The sequence below is a fragment of the Rickettsia endosymbiont of Orchestes rusci genome, assembly GCF_964030945.1.
In the GTDB taxonomy this organism is placed as follows: domain Bacteria; phylum Pseudomonadota; class Alphaproteobacteria; order Rickettsiales; family Rickettsiaceae; genus Rickettsia.
Genome location: NZ_CAXIQG010000004.1, coordinates 144364 through 169674, shown reverse-complemented (window position 1 = coordinate 169674; position 25311 = coordinate 144364). Strand labels below are relative to the sequence as shown.

Sequence of the window (25311 nt, the reverse complement as noted above, 5' to 3'; positions counted from 1 at the left end):
TGACTCGATCTATGGATAAGTTTTAGCTTAAAAACTTATCCATAGTTCGCGTTAGTCTAAATTGTTTATACCGAAAATTTTAAAAATAAAAACTAGCTCGTCGGCGGCTTCTTTAAGGTAATCAAAACGACCGGATGCGCCTTTGTGACCTGCGTCCATATTAGTTTTTAACAGTAAAATATTATTATCTATTTTATTAGTGCGGAGTTTTGCCACCCATTTTGCCGCTTCCCAATATCCTACTCGTGAGTCGGATAGACCGCAAGTTACAAATAGAGCAGGATAATTTTGGGGTTTTACATTATCGTAAGGGGAGTAAGATTTGATATAATTAAAATATTCGATATCTTTAGGATTACCCCATTCTTTAAACTCGATCGGCGTTAGCGGCAGGCTTTCATCAAGCATGGTATTAAGTATGTCAACAAACGGCACATGTGCAATAGCCGCCTTATAAAATTCCGGTTGTTCATTGATAACATAGCCCATTAACATACCGCCGGCACTACCTCCCATAATCACTATATTATTTTTACTAGTATATTTTTCTTTGATTAACGCCTCAGTACAAGCTATAAAATCTTCAAAAGTTCTTTTTTTAGTTAAAAATTTAGCCGCTTCATACCAGTCATGACCAAGATCATCACCACCTCTAATATGAGCAAGAGCGTAAACAAACCCGCGATCGGCGATAGAAATAGCGGTATTTCTAAATGCAGCCGATAGGCTAATCCCGTAAGAGCCGTAACCGTATAAATATAAAGGATTTGAGCCGTCTTTTTTAAATAATGATTTTTTATAAAATAACGTAATCGGAACATGCGCCCCTTCGTTATCGGCAAATATTCGCTCTACTTGATATTCATCAGGATTAAAACCACTAGGGATTTCTTGTACTTTTAATATCGATAATTTATCCTTATTAAAATCATAACTATAAGTAGTAGTAGGTCTTGCGAGTGAAGAGTAGTTTACTCTAATATCGTCTTCGTCAAAATTTGTTGAATAGCTACTTGCCGTAAATGAGCTATCGGGAAAGTGAATATTATTTTCTATGCCGCCCTCCAGATTTTTGACCTTAATCAGCGGCAAGCCATGATCGCGATAATTTAATATCAAATAATTATTGGTAATATCAAAGCTTGATAAATATTTATCGTTCTCTTCCTTAATGTAATTATCATGCCAATCACTTTTTTCAAAATTATCTGTTTTTACTCTAGCGATTCGGAAATTTTTAGCATCTAAATTAGTTCTGATATAAAAATAATCACCGTTATGAGCGATATCGTAGAATATGCCATTTTGTGCAGCTTGCACTAGTTGCAGTATAAAATTATGATCTTGCATTGAAATTACATAAACTTCATTTTCATTATAATCGGCTGAGTTAATAAAGACATATTGGCGGCTGGCGGATTTTTCTATATCGACTTGATGAAGTGGATTGGTTACATTAAATATTAATTGATCTTGTGCAGAATCATTGCCTAAATGATGAAACATAACTTTATCATGACGTAAATTTTCATTAATAGAGATATAGAAAAAACCGTTTAGTTCTTCATGCCAAGTTATAGACCCGCTAACGTCTTTTATTTCATCAGGTAAATATTTTTGTGCTTTAAGATCATATATTTTTATGTCGTATTTTTCATTACCGTTGAAATTAACACTATAAGCCGTTAAATTTTGATCAGGTGCCATAGCAACTAAGGCAACATCCGTAAAATCTCGATTTTTTGCTAATATATTAACGTCTAATATTATTTCTTCTTCAGCTTTTAAGCTGCCGTGCTTTCTGCAATATATCGGGTAATTTTTATCAGCTTCTGTCTTATAGTAATAATAATAATTTTCTTTTTTAGTATAGGTAGATATATCATCTAATTTGATACGAGCTTTTAGCTCTTCAAAAATCTTTTCTTTTTCTAGCTGTAAATCAGCAAAGAAATTTTCGGTATATTTATTTTCTTCTTTTAAATATTCCAAAATCTTTGAGTCTTGTACATCCGGCCATTTAGAATCACGAAGCCAGTGATATTCGTCATTAATAGTTTGTCCGTGAATTTCAAAGCTATAATTTTGTTTAGTAGCAATAGGCTGTTTCATTTTATTCTCTATTTTTTTGTTATTGCTAAGATGTCATTCCCGCCTGCGCGGGAATGACATCGAAGATGCTTTTTACAATAATATGTAAATTAAAGTAATTAATAACAGCAATACCGTAAATATACTAGTTTGCTGAGTATGCAAAATAGTTATTTTATTTAAAATATTTTGTGTGAAAGGCTTTAAGTAAAAATATTGCTCTTCTTCTTCGGAGTCAACAGGCTCTGTCTTATATCTATTAACAAAATACCGTGCGGTTATCTCGATTAATCGGAATAAATCAAGGTTAATATACTCGGTTGAAAATCTTGGGATTTTTCTAAATATTAAAGTCGAAATTGCCGAAATTATTATAATACCTATTTGTTTAATTATATCTGATCGCTGTGCGCTTAGTATCTCAACCGGATAGTCTTGCCAAGTAATCAATAATATTTGCGGTAATAATAAGCAAATAGTCATCGTAATACTAAACATGATGAAAAGACTAAAATTTGTAAAAAACTTAGTAGAATTAGTAGAGTTTTGTGATAAAAACCCATGCTCTAGAAATATTGAGAATAATATTATACAAGTAGATATTTTTAAAAAGAGGATAGCGTAATAACTAATATTACACTCTATTAAATTCATCAAGGCAATTTTGGTAGTAAAAGTAGCAAATAGCGGTAGACCGGCGGCTATTGCTACACTAAATATTAAACTAATTAATAATATAGGATGTTGTAATAACGAGATATTTTTGAGTTCGGGATAATTTTTTATATCTTGAGAATCGCTAAGTACAGCGATATATAGAGCAAGTAAGCCGTTATATAATATATGGATAAAAAGAAAGGCGGTAATAGCCCGGGTCGCCATAACAGAGTTTGTACCGATAGCTATTATTATAAAACCAAGCTGTGAAATAGTAAGGTAGCATAATAATCTTTTGAGATTTTGCTCAATTAAAGCATATATTATACCGTATAAGATCATCGCTATGCCGAAGAATTTAAGGACTAGAAAACCGCTAAATAATTTTAGCAAAATTATTGCGGCAATTTTGTTAGTGAAACTAATTAAATATATGAACCCCGAACCGGAAGCGGTAGGATAGCAATTAACTATCCAACCGGTAAAAAATACGGCACCGACATTAATAAGGCAGCCGATGAATATCAATATTGCCGGTAAATCGTAGTTGCTAGCTAGTTCTGTTAAAGGGATAATTTTTGTATCGTTAGTTTTAGCAATTATCAGGCTAATACCGATAAGAATCAAGCTGCTACTAAATAGATGGGTAAGAAAATATTGCCTTATGATTTTCATATTATTTAAGCGATCGCCGTAAAAAATAAGCATACAGGCGAATACGGTCATAAATTCCAAAGAGATAATCATAGAAATAAAATCACCTGCAAATAAGCAAGCAAGCGAAGATAGGCAATATAAACTGCCAATTAGAGCTTCAAATTTTCTATTTTGACTAAGCGCGTATAAACCGGTAACTGCTGTAATAATTAAAAATGCTAAAGCAATTAACTTATTTTGCGGACTGAAATCAAAAATAAACTCAAAATTGGCTAGTAGAAATGATAGTCGGTTATTTTGGATAAACATTTTAATCTTTCAAAGGGACTGTTAACACTTCAAGCCCCTGAATTCTTTTAAAATCTTTTACATTTAGAGTCAATATAGGGTAGTTGTTGGCTATTGCTGACGTAGCAATTAGCATGTCATTAGTATCAAGAGTTATTCTTTCTTTATATAAATTATGGATAATTTTTGAATATATTCGTGCTTCTTCTCCTCCAAAAGGTAATATAAGAAGTGAAGCTAATATATGCTCAATAAAAGCTAAACGTTTTATACGTCTATTTTCATTATCCGCTCTATCGACACCTATTAATAATTCTGTTAGTGTAACGGGGCTAATATATCCTTGTTTATACGCCCCCCATACTTCCGGATTCAATTTACCTTTTTCTAAAGCTACAATTATTGATATATCGATAATTAATCCCATTTGTTATCCTTTTTAAAGTCATATTTTTGTCGTGCTTCATAAATATCTTTTATAAATTGCTCTGCATCATCGGGATCAAGCTTAGGAGCATTTTCAAAGAATTCATGTAAATTTTTTGTAGTTTTACTGGATTTAAGATGAATTGGAGTTATTCTTGCTACTATATTATGTCCTTTTTGAATATCAAAACTTTCTCCTTTATAGTAAACCCTGTTCATAATATCTGAAAAAGAGCGTACTACTTCTGTTGCTCTAATAATTTGTGCCATATTGTTTCTCGATAAAAATCATATAATAATATTATCGGATAATCTGATTATATGCAATAGTTATACAATATATACTAGAAATTCTTTAATTAAAATTTGGATAAAATAAAATAATATTATAGCTAACGAACATATAACTAGACTGATTTGCATAGGGTAGGGTAGTTTTTTTGTTATTTCCGGTTGCTCTTCGGACGGGGATTTATAGATAAAACTCAGTATTTTTATAAGATAAAGAGCCGAGAATATACTACTAATTATTATAACCGCCATTACTAGAATTTGATTTTGTTCGGCAGCGGCAAGTATAATTGAAAATTTACTAATAAAGCCGCTAAAAATCGGTATTCCTATTAATGATAGCGAGGCAATAAATATGATAAAAGCTATCATCGGTAGTTCCTTGCTTACTCCGACTAAATCTTGTATTTGATTAGTCTTTTTCAAACTATAAATACTTCCCATACTATAAAATAAGCAAATTTTGGTAAATGAATGAGAAACAAGATGCATTGTTGCAGCACCTAACGCTTTCGGGGTTAGCATAAAGGCACTAAGCAACGCTAATCCTAATTGATTCATGGTTGAGTAGGCAAGAATTTTCTTGATATTATCAGTTTGAAGAGCTTTGAATGAGCTATAAAATATGGTTATTATCGGGAGAAAGATCAGCCAGTTAAAAGGTTCAAATATTGATTGTAAATATGTTAAGCCGAAGATATATATTAAAATTTTGTAAATGCAGAACAGACCGGTTTTGACGACCACCACGGCATGGAGCAAACTACTTACCGGATAATGGGCAACCATAGCCGCCGGTAACCATGAATGCACAGGGTATAAAGCTGCTTTAGCTATGCCGAAAATAAACATTAGCAGCAAAATAATAGATTGATTTTTAGAAAAATAATTATCCATAAAGCCGCCGCTAGTAAAATCTCCGCTGCCGGTTTTAACGTAAATAATTATTATGGCAGGTAAGAATAATAGCATCGCTGAAATCATCAGAATTTTTAAGTATTTATATAGTCCGGTCATAACGTTATTTCCGCCGGAATGACCGATAAGAAAAGCAGTAGATAAAGTTAGAATTTCATAAAAAATAAACATCGTAAAAAGATTAGCTGACAGCGCAATAAACACACCGGCAAGAATGCTTAAGTTAAAGAAAAATAAAAACCTATCGGAATTTTCAATATTATTAATTGCTAAATATTTGGGTGTGTAAAGTAATGCGCAAATCCATAAAAATCCGAGCAGGCTCAAAAAAATAAGACCGAGAGGCTCAAGATATAAGCCTATAGAATAATTGCCTGAGATGTTAAAGGTAATATTTGTTCTTATGCCTTTTAAAAATAACCAATCAATAATTAAAATATTACCGAAGAAAAAAATACTAACCGCAATTAGTAGGAAATTACGGATAAAGCTATCTTCCTTGGTGACAAAAGGAATAGTTAAATTTAATATACCTACCAGTAATGTCGAGAATATCAAAAGGTTAGGTACGGCAAATAATTCAATCATGGTTGTATTTAATATGGTTTTAATCTCAACGTCATTGCGAGCGAGCGAAAGCCTTGTTGCATGGCTCAAAATCATTACAAAACTCGTCATTGCGAGGAGCGTAGCGACGCGGCAATCTAGAAAAAATAATAGTTTTCATAGTATTTTTTGCTATTTTTTCCTAGATTGCCACGTCGGTGCTATGCACCTCCTCGCAATGACGAGTTTTTTATTAAATTAATGTCATTACTCCGCTCCCAAAATAATATCTTAACTATTTTATAATGATAAAAGAGCGATCCTACCGAGCTTATTAAGATTACGATAAAATCTAGCCATAAATTTTGTCTAATTAGTAAATCAAAAATATTGATTTTAATTATAAATAATGGGCTTATGGGTAATCCGGCACTACAAATTATGCTAATTATTACTAAAATACGCCAAGATATTTTGCCATGAATAATCTTACTATATGTTTCATTATAGGCGGTAATTAAAAATAAAGCCATTTTGTTAAGGCTGTCGGTTAGTAAAAAAATCGGTAAAATTGTTTCCCCTTCTTTTGTTATTAATAGTAGGAACGCATAACCGATTTGCGTAAGCCCGGAGTAAATTATAATAGTTTTTATGCCCTTCGCTTTAAAAGCAAAATATGGGGCTATAATAATAGTAAATAAAGCTATCGGTCTTATAAAATTTGTTATAGCTACAGCTATTTCATCGTAATTTAACGTAAGGCGGCTAAATTTAAATATTATGTAAATACCTATTACGGTAGAGATACCTGCCAAGTAGATTAGAATAACCGAAGCAGTAGCCGTATAAGCTCTTACCATCCAGAAATGCATAGGGAAAAAAGCGGTTTTAAGAATGACCCCGATTAAAAAGAAACCGATAGCAGCTATTACTATCCGAGAATTATAATATTCTTGAATACGGGTTGCTACGTCTAGCATATTAAGGCTGCCGGTAAAGCTAAGTAAAAATCCAATGCCTATTAATATAAAGGTTGCGCCGATACTACCCATTATTAAATAATCAAAAGCTCCCACTAAAGATTTGGGGTTATTGCCTTGAGCCATTAAAACGTAGCTGCTAAGCGATGAAATTTCAATAAATACATAGAGATTAAAAAAATCGTTAGTACTAACCATCCCTAAATACCCCGTATGAGCAAATAATAATACCGAGTAAAATAGAGATTTTCTTTTATCGTTAATGAATTTTGTAACCGTATCTTCAATAAGATTGCGGCAAAAAACTAAAAAAAATAATAGAACAAGATTAAGGTAGATAATAATAGATTGATTGAAATGATTTAATTGATATTCAATACCGACGAAGGAAGTCCATCCCCCAAAAGTATAGGATATTAGTTGCCCGTCCATAGTAATAAAGCCGTAAATACTAAGTATAAGATTTGCAAGAATACAGTTAACGGCAATTAGCCTAGCGATTAAAATATGTTGATAAGTAAATATTATTAGTAAAGCGCCTGCGAGCGGTAATAATATTTGTAAAGACGGGAATTGTGTTATTAAAATCATTCTTCTTTAAACTAAATATTATCGTTAAAATTAATTTCATCTTCCGATATAGTACCGAATTGTTTGAAGATTTGATATATTAAACTAAGCCCTACCGATAAAGTAGCGAATCCAACGACGATAGCGGTGAGCATTAATACATGAGGCAGTGGACTAGAATAAGCGGTTATTCCTTCTTGCTGAATAGGGACTCCGCCGCCGTTAATTTTGCCGAGAGCTAAGTAAAAAATCAATACGGAACTTTGAAAAACCCCAAGCCCTATAATTTTATGAATATAATTATGACCGGTAAGCATTATAAATAATCCGCATGTTAAAATTATTAATGCGAAAAAATAGATTGAAAGGTGCATAAAGTTACATCATCATTGCAAGCGGGCGTTGTTATAAGTTAAAGCCTGTTCTATGTCATTCCTGCGAAAGCGGGAATCCAGTCTTGCTTATGTCATGCTGAACTTGTTTCAGCATCTATTAAAAGAGATCCTGAAATAAATTCAGGATGACATATAAAATGGATTCCCGCTTTTAGCTAGAATGACATCGAAAATTCGAGCCATGCAACAACGCCTACGGCTCCTTGCAATGAACGATTCTTTTAATAAGCCTTAAAGGAGTCGTTAAATACACATGTGACTTTTTTACCCTTGCGTATCGATAATTTTGGAAAAACCTGTTCGATAATGATCATGTTAGGGTTGTCCTGTGCTAAGCGATAATTTACCATAGACTCTCTTAAGGCTTCGTCAACTGCAAAAATAGCCGGTATTTCGGCGTTTTTATCCCTAAATTGTAGATATGTAAATTCTCCGTCATCAAAAATTTTGATAGGAGCGATTTCTTCGTTACCGCTAACAGAGTAATTAAAGTTATATTTTTCGGGGTGAGCTAAATCAGGACTAGCCGAAGATGCCGTATAAGTTTGCATATGACCGCTACTATCCGTTTCGTCATCGGGATAGATTAATCTTACGTTAAAAACCATTTCCGGGTCTCTCATATCAAGAGTTTCCGCTGCATATAATTCAAAAAAGTAAGTGCGCTTATTAGTAATAAGCGTCATATTAGTGGTAGCGTCTTGCTCCATAGGCTTTATAAAAATTCGATGTCCTGCCGGCACAATCTGCCAAGAAGTAGTATCACCCATAGAAATACTGACGATTTCTTCATCTCTTGCAAGTTCTATACTTGCTTGATAGCCGTAATAGCCGGTAAACTTAAAAACATCGTCAGGATTATAAACCATAATCCTTATGCGTGGATCAGTGCCTAACGGTCTTGATTCTCTAACGGCAAATACATTTAGCGTAAAGAATATTAATATACAAAATATCAATAATTGCTTCATATTATTTCTTATTTTTATCTTTTAATAATTTTAATTTATAGCTGGTAACGGTAAAATTATATGGTGACCCCGGAGCTAAATCTAAACTAATTGAGTCCATTATAAAACCTATTGTTGCCTCCCATACCATATTTTCTAAAATTTCACCGGCAGTATTTTTTGCTAATGATTCAAAAATAACGGTTACTTCATTATCATTAATATTGGTAATTGATGATATAACCACGGAACGTCTAAATAATTTTTGATATCTCATAACCGGTGATAAAGGGTTATCGATATTCATAAAGTTAACAAATTGCGTGTAAACTATTCGAGTTGAAGTATTTTGAATAAAAGTAAACTGTTCTTTTATCATATTATAATTATACGTTTCCCGTCTTGATAAATAATTTTTAATCATAATATTAACAAGGGAAGTATAAGGATCATGTTGCGTAGTTTGGCTTGTATTCGTTATCGTTGTATGCTTTTCCGTTTTTGATTGTATGGCATAGCTTACTTTTTGCTTTATCGGTAATAAGGCATTAATACTTACACAAATTGTTAGAAGTAATATCAAGAAAACAGTACAAGTTAAAAGTAATAAAGACCTCTGACTTAAGGGAGTTACATATTTAAAATTATACCATTTTTTTGCATCGGCAAAATATTCTCCCGATTTAATATATTCTTGTACGGAGCTAAGTATTGGATCCATAGTTATTTAATAGCTATTCGTTTAATTTGCTAAAGTCTAGCATATTTATTTAAATATAATTATTATTTATTAACATGCTTGGTTATTTAAACTAATAAATAAGTTTATTTTGTTGCTACTATGTCAGGTGCATAATATAAGTTTGAACTAAAAAAACTAATTTGTAAATTTAAATTTATAATAACTGTTGTTTATTATAGACTATAGTAATTAGAAACTTTACAAGCTTTATTAATTTATTTTCACGTAAAAGTAAATTTTTTATAAAAAATGCTTGAGAAGTATTTTATACTAAGTTAATTTAAAGCAGAACAAGAAATTTTATAATATAATTAATAATGTTAAGATTATTAAAACTTTCAATATCATTGGTTATACTTTTGCAGTTGTTATCATGTACGCCTTAGGCTCCTTATGAAATAAAAAGCCCTTGCGTATCGGCTGAATCAAATGACTTATTTAGTGCGCCCATAAATCCGTGTGTTCGTAGACCGGTTAATTCAGTAGTTGATATAGCGTAATAATTAAAGATTATTTTTTTTAAATTAAATATTGGTTTTTCTTTGTAAAATTAAAAAATTAATGCTTATTATTTTAATAAATTACAATGTAATACTTATTTATGTAAATAACCATTCATAATGTGATAATATATAATGTTCAAAATAAGTGATATATTTAGCTTCTTAAAATCAAGTGCTAATAAGCTAGAAAATGGGCAACTGCAAACCGGAGAGAGCTTACAGCAAAATCAAGTAAGCGACAAACCGCTTAACGCATTAAAAGCTACTCAAAATTGGTATGAAGAACGATCAGATAAAATAATCGTTCAGCGTAATTTATTAATGATATTGTTAATAATTCTTACAAGCTTTATGGTTATAGCTACTTTGGTAATTGCTTTTGTAGTAAATTCCAAACAATTTTATCCGTTTGTAATTCAGCTTGATGATAATACGGGAAGGGCGGCAATAGTGAGTCCTGCTTCTTCAACGCTACTTGCTGCCGATGATTCTCTTACAAGATATTTTATAAAAAAATATCTTGTAGCAAGAGAAACTTATAATCCCGTAGATTTTACAACTATCGCTCGTACTACCGTTCGATTATTTTCCACAAGCAGTGTTTACTATAATTATCTAGGGTTTATAAAAAACAAAGATAATGATCCTACCTTAAAATATACCCAGGGTAACACTACTTTTTTAACGATAAAATCATGGTCAAAATTAGCTCAAGATAAATATATAGTAAGGTTCTCTATAAGTGAAACATCAGGAGACCAGCGAATTTTTAACAAAATATCGGTGATAAGTTTTGCTTATGTACCGATGGAATTAACAGACGTAGAGCTTGATATAAATCCGGTGGGTTTTCAAGTAAGCGGATATAGGGTAGACGATGACAATAGCTAAATTTTGTTTTTTAATTATAGTATTATTAAATAGCTTCACGATAAAGGCTGAGTGTTCTTTAGGACCAGCTAGATCATATAATGATAATTATATCGATGATTTATCTATAACTACCGATAATAGAATAAAAACTTATATATATAATCCCAATGAGGTTTATTTATTAGTTTTACATTTCGGTTTTCAATCTCATATAGAATTTGCCAAGAATGAAGAAATTCAAACTATAACTTAGGGGGATGCTTACGCGTGGAAAATAACGCCGCTAGCTAATAGGTTGTTTATAAAACCCTTGGAAAAAGATATTAGAACAAATATGACTATAATAACTAATAAAAGAACTTATGAGTTTGATATTGCGTCTATGGAACTCGAAGAAGGACGCGAAAAAGACTTAGTATATGTAATTAGATTTTATTATCCTAAGAAAAGGTCTAGTGATTTTTGAGAGTAAAGCGTCATTGCGAGGAGGCATCGGCGTTGTTGCATGGATAAGAAATTGCCGTAAAAAGGGTGTCATTCCCGCTTTTAGCTAGAATGACATCGAAAATTCGAGCCATGCAACAAGTCCGGTCAAGCCCACTACTGTACGAACGTTGAAAAAAGGCTGTGTCATGCCGTGACTTGATCACGGCATCCAGGAAAATAAAGCCATATTAGACTTATTTTAGAATCTTTTTATGATATTATAAGCTGGACTGAAGTGGTCGTAGCCACGGAATGACAGCTTTTCAAGTTAATCGAGTAGTATACCTTAAAAGCATTTAAAATTAATATAATAACACAAATTTAATTATGGCCGAAGAGCAAAATATTAATAACCCTAATTCTTCAGCGACCGAGTTACCCGAGGTTCAAAAAGAGCTTTCTAAAGTTTCCGTTAGCTTTAACAAAAGTATCGCTATTTTAGTGATAATTTGTGGTATTTTTGCATATATATTTTTCTATCTTTTCTTTAGTAATAAAAAGGATGATTCTCAGGATTCGGTGCCGCCTGTTGTTAATATTGCAAAACCGGCTCAAGATGTTCAGGATAATATTCCCGAAATTCCTAAATTACCGGAACCTCCTAAACTTGAGACGCCGGCTGCTCCGCCTCCGCCGCCTGTAGTAGTAGCGCCGCCGGTTTTGCCTACTCCGGTGGAAGATAAAGATAAAGCGCCGCTACCTCCCTCTCTTTCTTTGCCGTCTGCTCCGTCAAATTTAGTCGATAGTGATGCAGAAAAACAACGTCGTGAAGCAAAAAGAAAATCTTCTATAGTATTAATCGGGGGGACGGAAGTTAAAAAAACTCCGGAACAAGTGACGCAAGAAGCGACTTTTAAAGATCGTGGCGACATGAATTTTGTTCTTGGGAGAGGTAAAATAATTGATGCAGTATTAGAAACGGCTATAAATAGCGACTTTGGCGGTGAAGTAAGAGCGGTGATTAGTAGAGATGTATTTTCGGAAAAAGGTAAAGTTCCTTTAATTCCAAAGGGATCAAAGATTTTTGGAACTTATGGAGCTTCAGCGGAAACTTACGGCAGAATTTCCGTAATATGGAGTAGAATAGACCTTACTAATGGTTACACTATAGAGTTTGACGCTATTGCCGTAGATAATTTAGGAAGAAAAGGAACTCAAGGAAGGGTGGATAATAAATTTAAAGAACGTTTTGCTAACTCTATATTGCAGTCAGCCTTTAATATTGCATTTGCCAATGCTCTTGACAAAGTAGTTGCACCGCCTATTAACTCACAAGCTGCGGCGGCGAATAGTGCTGTTGCGACGCAAATACAAAATATAGCTCAATCAAATGCTGCTAATACCGCTATGACTGAAGATGTAAGGATTGTAATGATTTGTACTAGCGTACTCGGTGCTATTACCGATACAACTTCGGCGGCTTATTCTTCCATGACTCAAAGCTGTACTACCGCACAAAATCCGGCAACGGCAAATACTGCGGCTCAAAGGCTTGCGGCATTGGTGCAAGCGGTTAACTCGGCTGCTGCAAGTTTATTGACTACGGCTACTACCGCTTCTGCTCCGACACAAGCACAGCAAGCATCTACTCAAGCTTTTACTGATGTAACTAATACGGTTAAAGATATGATAAGCCAGCAGGAGTTTAAGCCGACTACCACTATTGACCAGGGAACCGCGATTAAAATATATGTTAATAAAGATTATAAATTTCCGAAAGCTGTATTATTAAAATCAAGGTTAATGAAATGATACCAAATTCTGAAATTAAATGTACAAAAGCAATTTTTCATGGGCTACCCCTGTCATATAGCAACTTGATCACGGGAATAATAACTCAATTCTTGAAATACGAATGGTATACTCAAATGATTTCGAGAATTGAATTTTATTTTGAAGGGCGACTGCACGCAGCGTACTCTTGGTACGTGAGTACAGGAGTCCTTGATAAAATAGACTTCTTGCATAACGTAGCTAATAAGGAGGAATTTGAAGGAAACACGGAACGCAGCACCGCAGCGTACTCTAACGTACGTGAGGATGCGAGTACCGGATTGACGTACAAATTACCCTTAGAAGCAAGTTATGCAAGAAGTCTAATGAAAGAGCAATTCTTGAAAGCAAAAGAGTATATGTATGGCAGATGAATTTGCTGCGTTAGAAACATTTTTATTGCCCTTTAAGGATTTATTTGCCGAGGAAGGTATTAATGAGATCATGGTTAATAAACCGGGGGAAGTTTGGGTTGAAAAGAAAGGAGAAATATATTCTAAGCAAATACCCGACCTTGATTTTGAGCATCTTATGTCGCTGGGGCGTTTAGTTGCGCAATCTACAGAGCAAATTATTTCTGAAGAAAAACCGTTACTTTCAGCTTCTTTGCCGAATGGTTATCGTATTCAAATAGTATTCCCGCCTGCTTGTGAGATAGGACAAATTATCTACTCGATTAGGAAAGGTAGTACTATGAATCTTTCATTAGATGAATATGCTAAAATGGGGGCTTTCGATGCAACAGTTACTGAAGCAATAATAGACGAAAATGAAGGAATTCTAAATAATTACTTAGCAGAAAAAAAGATAAAAGAATTTGTCAGACATGCGGTGATTTCAAAGAAAAATATTATTATTAGCGGCGGAACTTCTACCGGTAAAACTACTTTTACTAATGCGGCTCTTGGTGAAATACCGCTAGAAGAGAGAATAATTACGGTAGAAGATGCAAGAGAAGTGTTATTGCCGAAACATCCTAATAAAGTACATTTACTTTCTTCTAAAGGCGGGCAGGGTCGTGCTAATGTTAATACGCAAAGTTTAATAGAAGCGTGCTTACGGCTCCGACCTGATAGAATTATAGTCGGAGAGCTACGAGGTGCGGAAGCTTTTAGTTTTTTGCGGGCAATTAATACCGGTCACCCCGGTTCTATATCAACTCTGCATGCCGATAGCCCGGCTATGGCGATAGAACAAATGAAGCTAATGGTTATGCAAGCAGATCTTGGTATGCCGCCTGAAGAGGTAAAAAAATATATTCTAACCGTGGTCGATATCGTAGTACAATTAAAGCGTGGTAGCGGCGGAAAAAGATACGTTTCCGAGGTGTATTATAAGAAAAATAAAAGTGCCGAAAGTATGATTTAGGTGTATTGGGTTGTTGTGTCGATAGGTTAAACGTATTCGATGTCATTCCCGCGAAAACGGGGCGTTGTGCATGGATTAGAAATTGCCATAAAAAGGGTGTCATTCTAGCTAAAGGCGGGAATCCAGGCTTTCTTGTCATGCTGAACTTGTTTCAGCATCTAATACAAAAAGATATTGAAATAAATTTAGGATGACTATAATTTTTCTGGATTCCCGCCTGCGCGGGAATGACATCGAATTCTGAATGACATCGAAAGACAAAATAATTTTAGGTATACTCGAATGATTTTAAGAATTGAATTTTATTTTGAAGGGTGAGTGCGCGCAGCGTACACTTGAGTCAAGTGAGCACACGAGTCTCTGATAAAATGAAAGAGCAATTTTTAAAATCATTCGAGTATAAAAATAGGAATATTAATGGAGTGGTATAAGATACTTAAAGTTACCAGAAATATATTCGGTCATGCCATAATTCATCCGATTGTTATTTTTTGTACATTATGGGTAAGCGGAGTTTTTGTTGCAATTTCTACTAATGAACTTGGCGGTCTGGGAGTAAATGTAAATGCTATAAATATTGCTTATAAATGGGCTTATTGGCTTATCAATGTATGGGGACAATTAAAATTTACGGATTATAACTATTTAAAATTAAAATTAATAGTATCTCTTCTTGCTCCTTCGGCAATTGTCATAATTTTTTATATTAAAAATTTTGACAGAATAAAGGCATTACAGTTTTTTAAACAGCAAGAAAAAGTATACGGTGATGCAAGTTGGGCAAACTATAGCGATATTGAAGCTGCGGGTCTTCGTGCCAAAAAAGGTATGTTAATAGGAGTTGATAGTGGAGGTTATTTTGTTGCCGACGGGTTTCAGCATGCCCTGTTATTTGCTCCGACAGGATCGGGAAAAGGTGTCGGATTTGTAATTCCTAATTTGTTATTTTGGAGTGATTCGATAGTCGTACATGACATTAAGCTTGAGAATCACGGTTTAACTAGCGGATGGCGGCAAAAGCAAGGGCAAGCGGTTTTTGTCTGGGAGCCGTCAAATCCCGATGGCGTAACTCATTGTTATAATCCTATAGATTGGGTTAGTACTAAGCCCGGTCAAATGGTTGATGACGTCCAAAAAATTTCTAACCTCATTATGCCGGAAAAAGATTTTTGGAATAACGAAGCACGCAGCTTATTCTTGGGGGTAACGCTATATTTAATTGCCGATCCGAATAAGACTAAATCCTTCGGAGAAGTAGTTAGAACAATGTGCAGTGATGACGTAGTATATAATTTAGCTGTGGTACTTGATACTTTAGGTAAAGTAATACATCCGGTTGCATATATGAATATTGCGGCGTTTTTGCAGAAAGCCGATAAGGAACGTTCCGGTGTTATCTCTACAATGAACTCTTCACTTGAATTATGGGCAAATCCGTTGATTGATGCCGCTACCGCTTCCTCCGATTTTAATATCCAAGAATTAAAAAGAAAAAAAACCACGATATATGTCGATCTTACTCCTGATAATATCCAGCGTTTGCAGAAATTAATGCAGGTATTTTATCAACAAGCTACGGAATTTTTAAGCCGAAAAATGCCCGATCTTAAGGAAGAGCCGTACGGCGTGATGTTTTTATTAGATGAATTTCCGACGCTCGGCAAAATGGATACGTTTAAAGCCGGTATTGCTTTTTTTAGAGGATACAGAGTTCGGTTGTTTTTGATTATTCAAGATACTCAGCAGCTCAAAGGAACATATGAAGATGCCGGCATGAATTCGTTTTTATCAAATGCTACATATCGAATTACTTTTGCGGCTAATAACTACGAAACGGCTAATTTAATATCGCAACTTGTCGGTAATAAAACAGTAGAACAAAGATCATTTAGTAAACCTATATTTTTCGATCTTAATATTTCGACTAGAACGCAAAATGTATCACAGGTTCAAAGAGCTTTACTTTTACCTCAAGAAGTAATACAGTTACCGAAGGATGAGCAGATTGTTTTAATAGAGTCTTTTCCTCCTATAAAATCTCGTAAGATTAAATATTATGAGGATAAGTTTTTTACCAGTAGGTTATTACCTCCTACATTTGTACCTACTCAAGTGCCTTTTGATCCTAAAGCAAATAGTGAATCTTCCGAAGAAATATCGGCAGAAACGGAAAATATTTCTGCTGAAACGAATAAATAATATATAAACATGCGTTCAGCTATTATTGATATAGGTTCTAATGCCGTAAGGGCCGTAGTTTATGAATGTGATGAACTAGGAGCTCCTGAGATTTTTAATTATAAATTTAAAAGTTATATTATAAATTTACTCGATCTAGACAATTTAGAAATAAAGCATCAAACTTACCTGTCACTACAATATCTTATTCATATTTTTACTAGGCTTTCCGTTAGTAACATACAATGCGTTGCTACCGCAATACTTAGAGGTCACCCCAAAGCTAAAGAATTTAAGGAAATAATTAAAAAGAAATTTAATATAGATATTGAAATTATCTCCGGCGAGCGAGAAGCTTATTTAACTGCTGCCGGTTTGATTTCAGGCATAAGCGATGCTTTCGGGGTGGTGGCAGATTTAGGCGGAGGAAGTCTTGAGCTTGCGCAAATTGAAAATAAAAAGGTCGGTAAATTAAAGTCTTTGCCTTTAGGTACAAAAGTTATTCCTAGTAGTAACTTTGATACTCATTCGATTACTAAAATGATTAAAGAAGAATTCGGAGAGAAACATTATCCTAATTTATATTTAATCGGCGGAGCTTTAAGGTTGATGGGTCGTTTATATATGGAATCTATCAATTATCCCCTTAAAAATTTACATAATTTTGAAATAAACCGAGCTGAGTTTGAATTTTATCTTGAAAAATTATCTCACATTGACAAACTAAAACTAAGTTATTATGAACAAAAAGCTATTAATTATAATGCTGTTTTAGTAGTAAAGTCGATGATTAAGGTGTTTTCGCCGGAAAAAATAATAATTTCAAATTACGGTTTGAAAGAAGGGGTTAGATTTGATTCGCTTCCCTACCATGAACAGAAAAAAGATATTATTTATGAGAGAGTAAAAAAATTAGTAAAATTTGATAAAGATATTTGTAAAATTGATAAATATGTTGAAGCAATAAAATATCTTTTAATTAATCCTGATGCTACGACGCTTATCACCATAGAACTGGCAATTATGCTGGCGCAGTATAATAAAAATATCGATAAAACTCTAAGAGCAAATTTCGTTTCGGAATTTATTTTATCTTCCGATATTCCTTTTAGTCACCGTCAACGCCTGATGCTCGGCATTGCTCTTGCTTTTACTTATACCGTTAGAACAGATATTTATATTAATAAAATAGCAAAAAAAATGATTAGTAAATGCGATTATTATAATAGTCACATAATCGGTTATTTTATAAAAATTTCTAGGGAAATTGACGGACCGGAATTTTACGAGCCGTCTTTTTTTATTAAATTAAAAGATGATAAATTTCTCCAAATTACTACCTCAAACACCTTACCTAAGCAAGTATTTGAAAAAGTATACGAGCGTTTAAAAAATATAGGTCTTGCTAGAAGAAATATTAATTATGCTTATAAATAGTTAATTGATCTCGCCCCATGCAGCAATAACTTGCATTCACAAATTAATTTTTTCATTAATATTAATAAATAATTAAATTATAATACTTTACTAAATTAGTATGATATTGTAGTTTAATTTAAGGCGAACTATGGATAATTCTTATACATAGTTGGAGTTAATTTATAAATAATTTAAATTTTTAAGGAATATTATATGATGCTAACAACCAAAGGTCGGTATGCGGTGATGGCTATTTTAGAAATGGCTTTGCGGTCAACCGATAAACCTATTACTTTAGCTGAAATTTCTTCAAAACAAAATATTTCCGTTAATTATTTAGAACAGATTTTTGCCAAGCTTAAAAAAGCTAATTTAGTAAAATCGATTAAGGGTCCTAAGGGCGGATATGTTTTTAATACTACATTGAATGAAATAAAAATTTCCAACATTATGGACGCGGTAGACGAGAATATCGAAATGACAAAATGTTATCAAAAATTAACAAACCAAGACTCAACAAAGGCTTGTATACCTAATAAAGTAAAATGCAATTCACATCATTTGTGGTTAGGTCTTACTAGCCATATTCGTAATTATTTTGAAAAAATATCTATTTCCGATATTGTTTTAAATAATTATAACAAATCAAAATTTATGTAATAAAAGTATGTTATACTTGGATCATAACGCTACTACTTTTACAGAGCCGCAAGTTAAGGAATTAATGATAAGTTTAATAGAGGGCGCTTTAAATCCTTCTTCTATTCATATACAAGGGCGGTTAGCTAGAAAAATAGTAGAAGAGGCGCGGGAGCAAATAGCAAACTCGGTCGGGATAACGGTAAATTCAAAAGAATATGAAATTATTTTTACTTCTTCGGGTACTGAAAGCAATAATTTAGTAATAAAAAATTATTATGACGGAGATATTTTTATTTCGGCTATTGAGCATTTATCGATTTTTAATCATGTAAAATATGCTCCTAACATCAAAGTAATAAAAGTTGACTATAACGGTATTATTGATTTAGAAAACCTAGAAAATCTGCTATCTCAAAGTAAGAATAATAAAAAGCTAGTTTCTATAATGCTTGCCAACAATGAAACGGGTGTTATTCAGGATATAGCGGCGATTGCTGTGATTGTTAAAAAATATGGTGCGGTTTTTCATAGTGATTGCGTGCAAGGATTCGGTAGAATACCAATAAATATCAAAAGCTTAGGCTTAGATTTTTGCACAATTTCAGGGCATAAAATAGGTGCGGGGCAGGGTAGTTCTGCATTAATTGCTAGCTCAAAAAATATACTTACGCCGATAACGATTGGCGGCGGGCAAGAGAAAAATATACGCTCCGGTACGGAAAATGTTTTAGCAATTGCCTGTTTCAGTCTTGCTTCTGAAATAGTAACAGATGAAATAGAAGATAGATACAAGAAAATAAAGATGTTACAGGAGTTATTAGAGAAATATTTAAGTAAATATAAAAATGTGAAAATAGTAGGGCAGAGTGTTTCAAGGTTACCTAATACCTCGTTAATTATAGTACCTAAAACCGATGGTCAAGCAAAATTAATAGCTTTTGATTTGCGGGGTATTTCTGTTAGCTCCGGTTCTGCCTGCTCATCGGGTAAAGTATCTAAATCGCATGTGCTAAGTGCTATGGGTTTGAATGAGACGGAAATAAGCTCTTCTATTAGAGTATCGTTTAGTCATAATGAAACACCGGAAGACGTTAAAATTTTTATTAAAGCGTTTGAAGAAATTTATAAACAGGAATTAATATGAGCGAAGCGGAAAAATCAACGATCTATATGGATTATCAAGCTACTACGCCTATGGACCCTAGGGTAATGGAAGCAATGATTCCTTATTTTACTACTAAATTCGGCAATCCTCATTCACGTAGTCATTCTTTCGGCTGGGAAGCAGAAGAAGCAGTAGAAGAAGCAAGAAAACAAATAGCTATGCTTATAAACGCGGAAGCTAAAGAAATTATTTTTACTTCCGGCGCAACCGAATCTAATAATTTAGCTATTAAGGGCATAGCTAAATTTTACGGCAACAAAAAAAATCATATTATTACCGTTGTTAGTGAACATAAATGCGTATTAGATGCATGTAGGCACTTAGAGCAGGAAGGCGCTAAAGTTACCTATTTACCGATTCAAACAAACGGTTTAATAGATTTAGAGGTGTTAAAAAATAATATTACCGATCAAACCATGTTAGTGTCGGTAATGGCGGTTAACAACGAAATCGGGGTTATTCAGCCCTTAAAAGAAATAGGGGCAATTTGCCGAGCAAAAGGGGTATTTTTTCATTCGGATATCGCTCAAGGATTCGGTAAAATCCCGATTAATGTTAACGAGTATAATATTGACCTTGCTAGTATTTCAGGTCATAAAATCTACGGTCCGAAAGGTATCGGAGCGTTATATGTGAGAAAAAAACCGCGAGTAAGGTTAACGCCGTTGATAAATGGCGGAGGACAAGAAAGAGGAATGAGATCAGGAACATTACCGACTCCTTTAATTGTGGGCCTCGGCGTAGCCGCCGAAATAGCCTTAAATGAAATGCACAAAGACCTCGAACACGTAAATTATTTGTTTGATAGATTTTTAAGTAATATAAATAAAAGAATTTCAGATGTGCATTTAAACGGTGATAAAGATAAGAGATATAAAGGTAATTTAAATTTAAGCTTTGCCGGTGTTGAAGGCGAGTCTACTATCCTTGCTATTAAAAATTTAGCGGTTTCTTCAGGTTCTGCGTGTACTTCATCTTCTTTAGAACCGTCCTATGTTCTTCGAGCTATGGGAGTTGATGAAGAGCTTGCGCATACATCCATTAGATTTGGGATAGGTAGATTTACGACTAAAGAAGAAATTGATTATGCAGTAGAATTAATAACCGTAAAAATCAATAAGTTACGGGAGTTAAGCCCCCTTTGGGAAATGATGCAGGAAGGAATAGATTTAAAGAAAATAAAATGGGCAGCTCACTAAATTAGGGGTTGTTGCGTAGAATGATAAAAATGTGATCGATGTCATTCCCGCATCCTTTTATGTCATTCCCGCGAAAGCGGGAATCCAGAAAAATACTTTTAAGTCATCCTGAATTTATTTCAGGATCTACTAAAAAGATGCGCAAAACTTGTTCAGCATGACAAAAAAAAGCCTGGATTCCCGCTTTAGCGGGAATGACATCAAAAACTCGAACCACGCAACAACGCCCGTAGTCATTCTCGCGTGGATACTAGAACCGTCATTGCGAAGCCACGAAGTGGCTGCGGCAATCCAGGCTATCCCGAATTACATTCGGGATTTAATTAGAATACTAAACAAGTTTAGTATAAAAATATGTTTGACTGGATTGCCGCGTCGGCATAAATGCCTCCTTGCAATGACGATTCCCGTAGCCACGCAACAACGCCTTCCACGCGGGGGAATGACATTGATAGTAAATATTTAAATAATAGGAGAATAACAATGGCATATAGTCCTAAAGTGATTGATCATTACGAGAATCCTCGTAATGTCGGCGCACTTGATAAGGAAGATAAAAATGTCGGTACGGGTCTTGTCGGCGCACCGGCTTGCGGTGACGTAATGAAGTTACAAATAAAAGTTGATGAAAACGGCATTATCGAAGATGCTAAATTTAAAACATTCGGGTGCGGTTCCGCTATTGCTTCAAGTTCTTTGGTAACGGAATGGATTAAAGGTAGATCGGTTAATGATGCTGAAACTATTAAAAATACGGAAATATCAAAAGAGCTATCACTACCGCCCGTAAAACTTCATTGTTCATTATTGGCCGAGGATGCTATAAAAGCGGCAATAGCCGATTACAAGCTTAAGAAAAATGTTTGAACATCATGAAAAATGTTATTTCAATAACTGAAGCGGCAGCAAAACAGGTTAAGTTATTATTTGAAAAACGCGGTAAGCCGTCTTTCGGCATTAGAGTCGGAGTAAAATCAGGTGGGTGTGCAGGAACTTCTTATTACGTAGAATATGCTGACGATAAAAACCAATTTGATGAAGTAGTGGAAGAAAAAGGCGTAAAAATATTGATTGATCCTAAAGCATTAATGTATCTTATAAATACTGAAATGGATTATGTCGAAAGTCAATTTAAATCGGGGTTTGTTTTTACTAATCCAAATCAAAAAGCCGCATGCGGTTGTGGAAAATCGTTTAGTGTGTAATATTACTCATCTTTCAAGAATTGGGACTGGCTCACCCCGTGGCTTGACCACGGCATCCAGTCAGGCTTTTTAATTTTTTCTGGATACCGTGGTCAAGCCCACTAGTGTACGAACGTTTAAATAAAGAGGTAAAAATTCTGTCATTCCGTGGCTACGACCACTTCAGTCCAGCTTATAATATCATAAAAAGATTCTAAAATAAGTCTAATATGGCTTTATTTTCCTGGATGCCGTGATCAAGTCACGGCATGACACAGCCTTTTTTCAACGTTCGTACAATAGTGGGTCAAGCCACGGTATGACAGCAAAAATTTTAAAGAGGTTTTTATGCATTTACTTGAATCTATTACAGAAAAAAACTATATCAACGGCGAGTGGCTAACTTCTGCAAAGCAAATGCCGGTTATTAATCCTTCAACCTTGAAAGAGATCGGCTCAGTGCCGAATTTAGCTTTACCTAAAATTAATAACGCTATCGATAATACTGTAGAGACTTTTAATATATGGTCGGAAAGCTCTTTTGAGCAAAGAATATCGATACTACGAAAATGGCATAGTTTAATACTCGAAAATATCGAAGAACTAAGCTATATATTAACTCTAGAGCAAGGCAAGATACTTAAGGAAGCAAAAAATGAAATTCTATACGGTGCATCATTTATTGAATGGTATGCGAATATTATCCATAATATCCACGGAACTATAAAACCTGGTAATAATAAAGATCATAAAATTATCACGGAGTATGAGCCGGTAGGACCGGTTGCGTGCATAACGCCGTGGAATTTCCCAAATGCCATGATCACACGCAAGGTTATTCCGGCAATAGCTGCCGGCTGTAGCGTTATACTAAAACCATCAAGCCTTACGCCGTTTTCTGCTTTGGCACTTGCAAAACTTGGCAGCGATGCCGGTTTACCGGTAGGAGTATTTAATGTAATTACCGGCGATTCCAATATTATCGGTAAAGCATTTTGTGAAGATTTTAGAATTCGCAAATTATCCTTTACCGGTTCAACAAATGTCGGTAAAATACTGTACCAAAACTCGGATAATACGGTTAAACGCTTATCTTTAGAACTTGGCGGCAATGCGCCTTTTATTATATTTGCCGATATGGATTTAGAAAAAGTAGCCGATGATTTAGTAATTGCTAAAACTAGAAATAGCGGTCAATCTTGTACTGCTCCTAATAGAATATTTATTGAAGAAACAATATATGAGCGGTTCATAGAAATTTTTACCGCTAAATTTGCAAAGCTTAAGGTCGGTGACGGGTTAAATGAGCAATCAGATATAGGACCTCTAATTAATCAGGCGGCTATCGATAAAATTCAGAGTTTACTAAAAGATGCGCAAGCTAAAGGAGCTAAGTTACTTTGCGGCGGGAAAGCATCGGATAATTTTTTAGAACCGACGATTATTGCCGATTGCTCTGATGATATGGAGATTTTTAATACCGAAATATTTGGATCGGTGGTTGCTTGTTATAAATTTACTACTGAAGATGAAGTTATAAAAAGAGCAAATAACACGCAGTACGGTTTGCAAGCGTATATTTATTTACAAAATTCAGCTAAAGCTCAAAGAATTGCCGCTAAGTTAGATTTCGGTATGATATCAATTAATGCCCCAAGGCCGGGAAGTGCTAAAGCCCCTTTTGCCGGACGCAAAGCCTCCGGTTTTGGAGTAGAAGGTTCATTTGAAGGAATATTTGAGTATTTAAACACCAAATATGTAAATTTGCAAGTTATGTTATAAAGATATGCTTTATACCGTGGTGAGGTTGTTGTATGGATAGAAATTAACGCAAAAAACCCGTCACTGCGAGGAGGTGTTTTGCGTGGCTCAAATTTTCGATGTCATTCTAGCTAAAAGCGGGAATCTAGCCTTACTTATGTCATGCTGAACTTGTTTCAGCATCTTTTTAGTAGATCCTGAAATAAATTCAGGATGACTTAAAAGCGTTTTTTCTAGATTCCCGCCGTTGCTGGAATGACATCAAAAATTTGAGCCATGCAACAACGCCGGTCAAACCACGGGATAACAAATTTTTACGTTAAATATAAAAACAATTTTGCAAAAAATATATATGAATTCCAACTTTCTTCCTAAAATTTCGATAATATTACCTTCATATAATAGAGCGAACTATTTATCTCAAACTATTGAAAGTTGCCTTACGCAAACATTCACCGATTTTGAACTTATCATAATTGATGACTTGTCTACTGATAACAGTCTTAAGGTAGCGCAAAAATATGCAAGCCAAGATAACCGCATCGGAATAATAGAAAATAAAACTAATAAAAAACTACCCGCTACGTTGAATATAGGCTTTAAAAAGGCTAAAGGTCAATATCTTACATGGATTTCCGACGATAATCTATATCATAAAGATGCCTTAGAAAAAATGAATAAATGTTTAGATAGTAGAGAGGATATAGGTCTTATATATACAGACTATATTTTAATTAACGAAAAGAATGAAATAGGAAGCAGAATATACCAAGAGCCACCGGAATTTTTACCTATTAGAGATTGCGTCGGTGCCTGTTTTTTATATCGGGCTAGTTTAGCTCGGCAAGTAGGGGAATATAATGAAAAGATGTTTTTAGTAGAGGATTATGAATATTGGCTCCGCCTAGGACTAATTACCAAATTTTTTCATCTTAAAGAATCTTTATATTTTTACCGTGTACATCCTAAAAGCCTTACGGGGGAGCGTAAAGAAGAGATTAGAATCGCGAAAAAAACTTTAAAAAAAATATATCAAGATAAATATGTTATCTTAGAACAAAATAAACCGATCAATGATTTATATATGTGGTTTATTGAGGATAAGGATTTTAAAGCCTATATTAAACTCATAAAAATAATTATTTGTCACCCGATAACTACCATTTCTTATATCGTCAAAAATATTCGCAGATTAAGGTGAATTTTGATTGATAAAATTAGAAAGGATAATATTATCAAGGCTTATTGA

26 protein-coding genes and 3 pseudogenes are annotated in these 25311 nt (G+C 34.1%); 19 read left to right on the top strand and 10 right to left on the bottom strand.

Features of this window, described 5'->3' with window-relative positions; genetic code table 11:
• Nucleotides 1-51 precede the first annotated feature (51 nt).
• From AAHM91_RS04405 to AAHM91_RS04365, 9 genes are all read right to left on the bottom strand, one after another.
• Nucleotides 52-2112 carry a S9 family peptidase gene (locus tag AAHM91_RS04405; protein ID WP_342270007.1) on the bottom strand — a complete coding sequence of 687 codons (2061 nt, stop codon included), beginning with the start codon at nucleotides 2110-2112 and terminating at the stop codon, nucleotides 52-54.
• Nucleotides 2113-2184: 72 nt separating this feature from the next.
• Nucleotides 2185-3714 carry a proton-conducting transporter transmembrane domain-containing protein gene (locus AAHM91_RS04400; RefSeq protein ID WP_341792734.1) on the bottom strand — a complete coding sequence of 510 codons (1530 nt, stop codon included), beginning with the start codon at nucleotides 3712-3714 and terminating at the stop codon, nucleotides 2185-2187.
• A 1-nt stretch (nucleotide 3715) separates the two neighbouring features.
• Nucleotides 3716-4120 (bottom strand): PIN domain-containing protein, encoded by a 405-nt coding sequence (locus AAHM91_RS04395; protein ID WP_342270006.1) that lies wholly within the window; start codon nucleotides 4118-4120, stop codon nucleotides 3716-3718.
• Complete coding sequence (locus tag AAHM91_RS04390; protein ID WP_342270005.1) at nucleotides 4111-4389, bottom strand: antitoxin; 279 nt, start codon at nucleotides 4387-4389, stop codon at nucleotides 4111-4113. Before AAHM91_RS04390 ends, AAHM91_RS04395 begins: the two co-directional genes overlap by 10 nt.
• 60 nt (nucleotides 4390-4449) lie before the next feature.
• Entirely contained in the window at nucleotides 4450-5916 is a 1467-nt protein-coding gene (locus AAHM91_RS04385; RefSeq protein ID WP_341794169.1) for a proton-conducting transporter transmembrane domain-containing protein, read from the bottom strand.
• A 179-nt stretch (nucleotides 5917-6095) separates the two neighbouring features.
• A complete protein-coding gene (locus AAHM91_RS04380) occupies nucleotides 6096-7445 on the bottom strand; it encodes a proton-conducting transporter transmembrane domain-containing protein (protein WP_342270004.1) in 1350 nt (449 codons plus the stop codon).
• A gap of 11 nt (nucleotides 7446-7456) precedes the next feature.
• Nucleotides 7457-7798: a Na+/H+ antiporter subunit C gene (locus AAHM91_RS04375; RefSeq protein ID WP_253307573.1), complete on the bottom strand. Its 342-nt coding sequence runs from the start codon at nucleotides 7796-7798 to the stop codon at nucleotides 7457-7459.
• A gap of 242 nt (nucleotides 7799-8040) precedes the next feature.
• On the bottom strand, nucleotides 8041-8790 hold the full coding sequence (virB9, locus tag AAHM91_RS04370; RefSeq protein WP_342270003.1) for a P-type conjugative transfer protein VirB9: 750 nt from the start codon (nucleotides 8788-8790) through the stop codon (nucleotides 8041-8043).
• Between the two features lies 1 nt (nucleotide 8791).
• On the bottom strand, nucleotides 8792-9490 hold the full coding sequence (locus AAHM91_RS04365; protein ID WP_253307575.1) for a VirB8 family type IV secretion system protein: 699 nt from the start codon (nucleotides 9488-9490) through the stop codon (nucleotides 8792-8794).
• A gap of 338 nt (nucleotides 9491-9828) precedes the next feature.
• Between AAHM91_RS04365 and AAHM91_RS04360 the strand changes: the two are divergent.
• The 3 genes and pseudogenes from AAHM91_RS04360 to AAHM91_RS04350 all read left to right on the top strand — a co-directional run bounded on the left by AAHM91_RS04360 (nucleotide 9829) and on the right by AAHM91_RS04350 (nucleotide 11353).
• A pseudogene (locus tag AAHM91_RS04360) lies at nucleotides 9829-10011 on the top strand (DUF2706 domain-containing protein).
• A gap of 144 nt (nucleotides 10012-10155) precedes the next feature.
• Nucleotides 10156-10905 (top strand): VirB8 family type IV secretion system protein, encoded by a 750-nt coding sequence (locus tag AAHM91_RS04355; RefSeq protein WP_410526170.1) that lies wholly within the window; start codon nucleotides 10156-10158, stop codon nucleotides 10903-10905.
• Nucleotides 10892-11353: pseudogene (locus AAHM91_RS04350) on the top strand (TrbG/VirB9 family P-type conjugative transfer protein). Before AAHM91_RS04355 ends, AAHM91_RS04350 begins: the two are co-directional and overlap by 14 nt.
• Before the next feature lie 10 nt (nucleotides 11354-11363).
• Here the strand turns inward: AAHM91_RS04350 and AAHM91_RS04345 are convergent.
• A complete protein-coding gene (locus AAHM91_RS04345) occupies nucleotides 11364-11537 on the bottom strand; it encodes a hypothetical protein (protein WP_342270001.1) in 174 nt (57 codons plus the stop codon).
• A gap of 163 nt (nucleotides 11538-11700) precedes the next feature.
• Here AAHM91_RS04345 and AAHM91_RS04340 point away from each other — a divergent pair, with 163 nt between their 5' ends.
• The 16 genes and pseudogenes from AAHM91_RS04340 (at nucleotide 11701) to AAHM91_RS04265 (ending at nucleotide 25263) form a co-directional block, all read left to right on the top strand.
• Nucleotides 11701-13125 (top strand): TraB/TrbI/VirB10 family type IV secretion system protein, encoded by a 1425-nt coding sequence (locus AAHM91_RS04340; RefSeq protein WP_342270000.1) that lies wholly within the window; start codon nucleotides 11701-11703, stop codon nucleotides 13123-13125.
• Nucleotides 13126-13325: 200 nt separating this feature from the next.
• A pseudogene (locus AAHM91_RS10935) lies at nucleotides 13326-13469 on the top strand (palindromic element RPE1 domain-containing protein); the annotation flags it as partial.
• A 40-nt stretch (nucleotides 13470-13509) separates the two neighbouring features.
• Nucleotides 13510-14514 carry a P-type DNA transfer ATPase VirB11 gene (virB11, locus tag AAHM91_RS04330; protein WP_342269998.1) on the top strand — a complete coding sequence of 335 codons (1005 nt, stop codon included), beginning with the start codon at nucleotides 13510-13512 and terminating at the stop codon, nucleotides 14512-14514.
• 5 nt (nucleotides 14515-14519) lie between these two features.
• The gene (locus AAHM91_RS04325; protein WP_342269997.1) at nucleotides 14520-14708 is read left to right on the top strand and encodes a hypothetical protein; all 189 of its coding nucleotides are present in this window, start codon (nucleotides 14520-14522) and stop codon (nucleotides 14706-14708) included.
• Nucleotides 14709-14931: 223 nt separating this feature from the next.
• Nucleotides 14932-16713, top strand: coding sequence for a type IV secretory system conjugative DNA transfer family protein (locus tag AAHM91_RS04320; protein ID WP_342269996.1), 1782 nt, complete (start codon nucleotides 14932-14934; stop codon nucleotides 16711-16713).
• Nucleotides 16714-16722: 9 nt separating this feature from the next.
• On the top strand, nucleotides 16723-18129 hold the full coding sequence (locus AAHM91_RS04315) for a Ppx/GppA phosphatase family protein (RefSeq protein ID WP_253307582.1): 1407 nt from the start codon (nucleotides 16723-16725) through the stop codon (nucleotides 18127-18129).
• A 195-nt stretch (nucleotides 18130-18324) separates the two neighbouring features.
• Nucleotides 18325-18771 (top strand): Rrf2 family transcriptional regulator, encoded by a 447-nt coding sequence (locus tag AAHM91_RS04310; protein ID WP_342269995.1) that lies wholly within the window; start codon nucleotides 18325-18327, stop codon nucleotides 18769-18771.
• Nucleotides 18772-18778: 7 nt separating this feature from the next.
• Nucleotides 18779-19897: a cysteine desulfurase family protein gene (locus AAHM91_RS04305; RefSeq protein WP_342269994.1), complete on the top strand. Its 1119-nt coding sequence runs from the start codon at nucleotides 18779-18781 to the stop codon at nucleotides 19895-19897.
• Nucleotides 19894-21117, top strand: a complete 1224-nt coding sequence (locus AAHM91_RS04300) for an IscS subfamily cysteine desulfurase (RefSeq protein WP_342269993.1) — start codon at nucleotides 19894-19896, stop codon at nucleotides 21115-21117. Before AAHM91_RS04305 ends, AAHM91_RS04300 begins: the two co-directional genes overlap by 4 nt.
• A 38-nt stretch (nucleotides 21118-21155) precedes the next feature.
• Nucleotides 21156-21278: a hypothetical protein gene (locus AAHM91_RS04295; protein ID WP_342269992.1), complete on the top strand. Its 123-nt coding sequence runs from the start codon at nucleotides 21156-21158 to the stop codon at nucleotides 21276-21278.
• Nucleotides 21275-21583, top strand: coding sequence for a hypothetical protein (locus AAHM91_RS04290; RefSeq protein ID WP_342269991.1), 309 nt, complete (start codon nucleotides 21275-21277; stop codon nucleotides 21581-21583). Before AAHM91_RS04295 ends, AAHM91_RS04290 begins: the two co-directional genes overlap by 4 nt.
• Before the next feature lie 17 nt (nucleotides 21584-21600).
• Nucleotides 21601-21984: a Fe-S cluster assembly scaffold IscU gene (gene iscU / locus AAHM91_RS04285; RefSeq protein ID WP_342270729.1), complete on the top strand. Its 384-nt coding sequence runs from the start codon at nucleotides 21601-21603 to the stop codon at nucleotides 21982-21984.
• Between the two features lie 5 nt (nucleotides 21985-21989).
• Nucleotides 21990-22322: a HesB/IscA family protein gene (locus tag AAHM91_RS04280; RefSeq protein ID WP_253307587.1), complete on the top strand. Its 333-nt coding sequence runs from the start codon at nucleotides 21990-21992 to the stop codon at nucleotides 22320-22322.
• Nucleotides 22323-22554: 232 nt separating this feature from the next.
• Nucleotides 22555-22704, top strand: a complete 150-nt coding sequence (locus tag AAHM91_RS04275; RefSeq protein ID WP_342269990.1) for a hypothetical protein — start codon at nucleotides 22555-22557, stop codon at nucleotides 22702-22704.
• On the top strand, nucleotides 22650-24083 hold the full coding sequence (locus AAHM91_RS04270) for an NAD-dependent succinate-semialdehyde dehydrogenase (protein ID WP_342269989.1): 1434 nt from the start codon (nucleotides 22650-22652) through the stop codon (nucleotides 24081-24083). The genes AAHM91_RS04275 and AAHM91_RS04270 overlap by 55 nt, the downstream gene beginning before the upstream one ends.
• A gap of 331 nt (nucleotides 24084-24414) precedes the next feature.
• Entirely contained in the window at nucleotides 24415-25263 is an 849-nt protein-coding gene (locus AAHM91_RS04265; RefSeq protein ID WP_342269988.1) for a glycosyltransferase family 2 protein, read from the top strand.
• Nucleotides 25264-25311 lie beyond the last annotated feature (48 nt).

Excerpts from the sequence above, each read along its gene's own strand:
- AAHM91_RS04270 (WP_342269989.1), top strand. The coding sequence starts at position 22,650 with ATGCATTTACTTGAATCTATTACAGAAAAAAACTATATCAACGGCGAG.
- AAHM91_RS04315 (WP_253307582.1), top strand. The coding sequence starts at position 16,723 with ATGCGTTCAGCTATTATTGATATAGGTTCTAATGCCGTAAGGGCCGTA.
- AAHM91_RS04400 (WP_341792734.1), bottom strand. The coding sequence starts at position 3,714 with ATGTTTATCCAAAATAACCGACTATCATTTCTACTAGCCAATTTTGAG.
- AAHM91_RS04385 (WP_341794169.1), bottom strand. The coding sequence starts at position 5,916 with ATGATTGAATTATTTGCCGTACCTAACCTTTTGATATTCTCGACATTA.
- AAHM91_RS04375 (WP_253307573.1), bottom strand. The coding sequence starts at position 7,798 with ATGCACCTTTCAATCTATTTTTTCGCATTAATAATTTTAACATGCGGA.
- AAHM91_RS04340 (WP_342270000.1), top strand. The coding sequence starts at position 11,701 with ATGGCCGAAGAGCAAAATATTAATAACCCTAATTCTTCAGCGACCGAG.
- AAHM91_RS04305 (WP_342269994.1), top strand. The coding sequence starts at position 18,779 with ATGTTATACTTGGATCATAACGCTACTACTTTTACAGAGCCGCAAGTT.
- AAHM91_RS04320 (WP_342269996.1), top strand. The coding sequence starts at position 14,932 with ATGGAGTGGTATAAGATACTTAAAGTTACCAGAAATATATTCGGTCAT.
- AAHM91_RS04395 (WP_342270006.1), bottom strand. The coding sequence starts at position 4,120 with ATGGGATTAATTATCGATATATCAATAATTGTAGCTTTAGAAAAAGGT.
- AAHM91_RS04380 (WP_342270004.1), bottom strand. The coding sequence starts at position 7,445 with ATGATTTTAATAACACAATTCCCGTCTTTACAAATATTATTACCGCTC.
- AAHM91_RS04300 (WP_342269993.1), top strand. The coding sequence starts at position 19,894 with ATGAGCGAAGCGGAAAAATCAACGATCTATATGGATTATCAAGCTACT.
- AAHM91_RS04390 (WP_342270005.1), bottom strand. The coding sequence starts at position 4,389 with ATGGCACAAATTATTAGAGCAACAGAAGTAGTACGCTCTTTTTCAGAT.
- AAHM91_RS04265 (WP_342269988.1), top strand. The coding sequence starts at position 24,415 with ATGAATTCCAACTTTCTTCCTAAAATTTCGATAATATTACCTTCATAT.
- virB11 (WP_342269998.1), top strand. The coding sequence starts at position 13,510 with ATGGCAGATGAATTTGCTGCGTTAGAAACATTTTTATTGCCCTTTAAG.
- AAHM91_RS04365 (WP_253307575.1), bottom strand. The coding sequence starts at position 9,490 with ATGGATCCAATACTTAGCTCCGTACAAGAATATATTAAATCGGGAGAA.
- virB9 (WP_342270003.1), bottom strand. The coding sequence starts at position 8,790 with ATGAAGCAATTATTGATATTTTGTATATTAATATTCTTTACGCTAAAT.
- iscU (WP_342270729.1), top strand. The coding sequence starts at position 21,601 with ATGGCATATAGTCCTAAAGTGATTGATCATTACGAGAATCCTCGTAAT.
- AAHM91_RS04310 (WP_342269995.1), top strand. The coding sequence starts at position 18,325 with ATGATGCTAACAACCAAAGGTCGGTATGCGGTGATGGCTATTTTAGAA.
- AAHM91_RS04290 (WP_342269991.1), top strand. The coding sequence starts at position 21,275 with ATGACAAAAAAAAGCCTGGATTCCCGCTTTAGCGGGAATGACATCAAA.
- AAHM91_RS04295 (WP_342269992.1), top strand. The coding sequence starts at position 21,156 with ATGTCATTCCCGCATCCTTTTATGTCATTCCCGCGAAAGCGGGAATCC.
- AAHM91_RS04280 (WP_253307587.1), top strand. The coding sequence starts at position 21,990 with ATGAAAAATGTTATTTCAATAACTGAAGCGGCAGCAAAACAGGTTAAG.
- AAHM91_RS04405 (WP_342270007.1), bottom strand. The coding sequence starts at position 2,112 with ATGAAACAGCCTATTGCTACTAAACAAAATTATAGCTTTGAAATTCAC.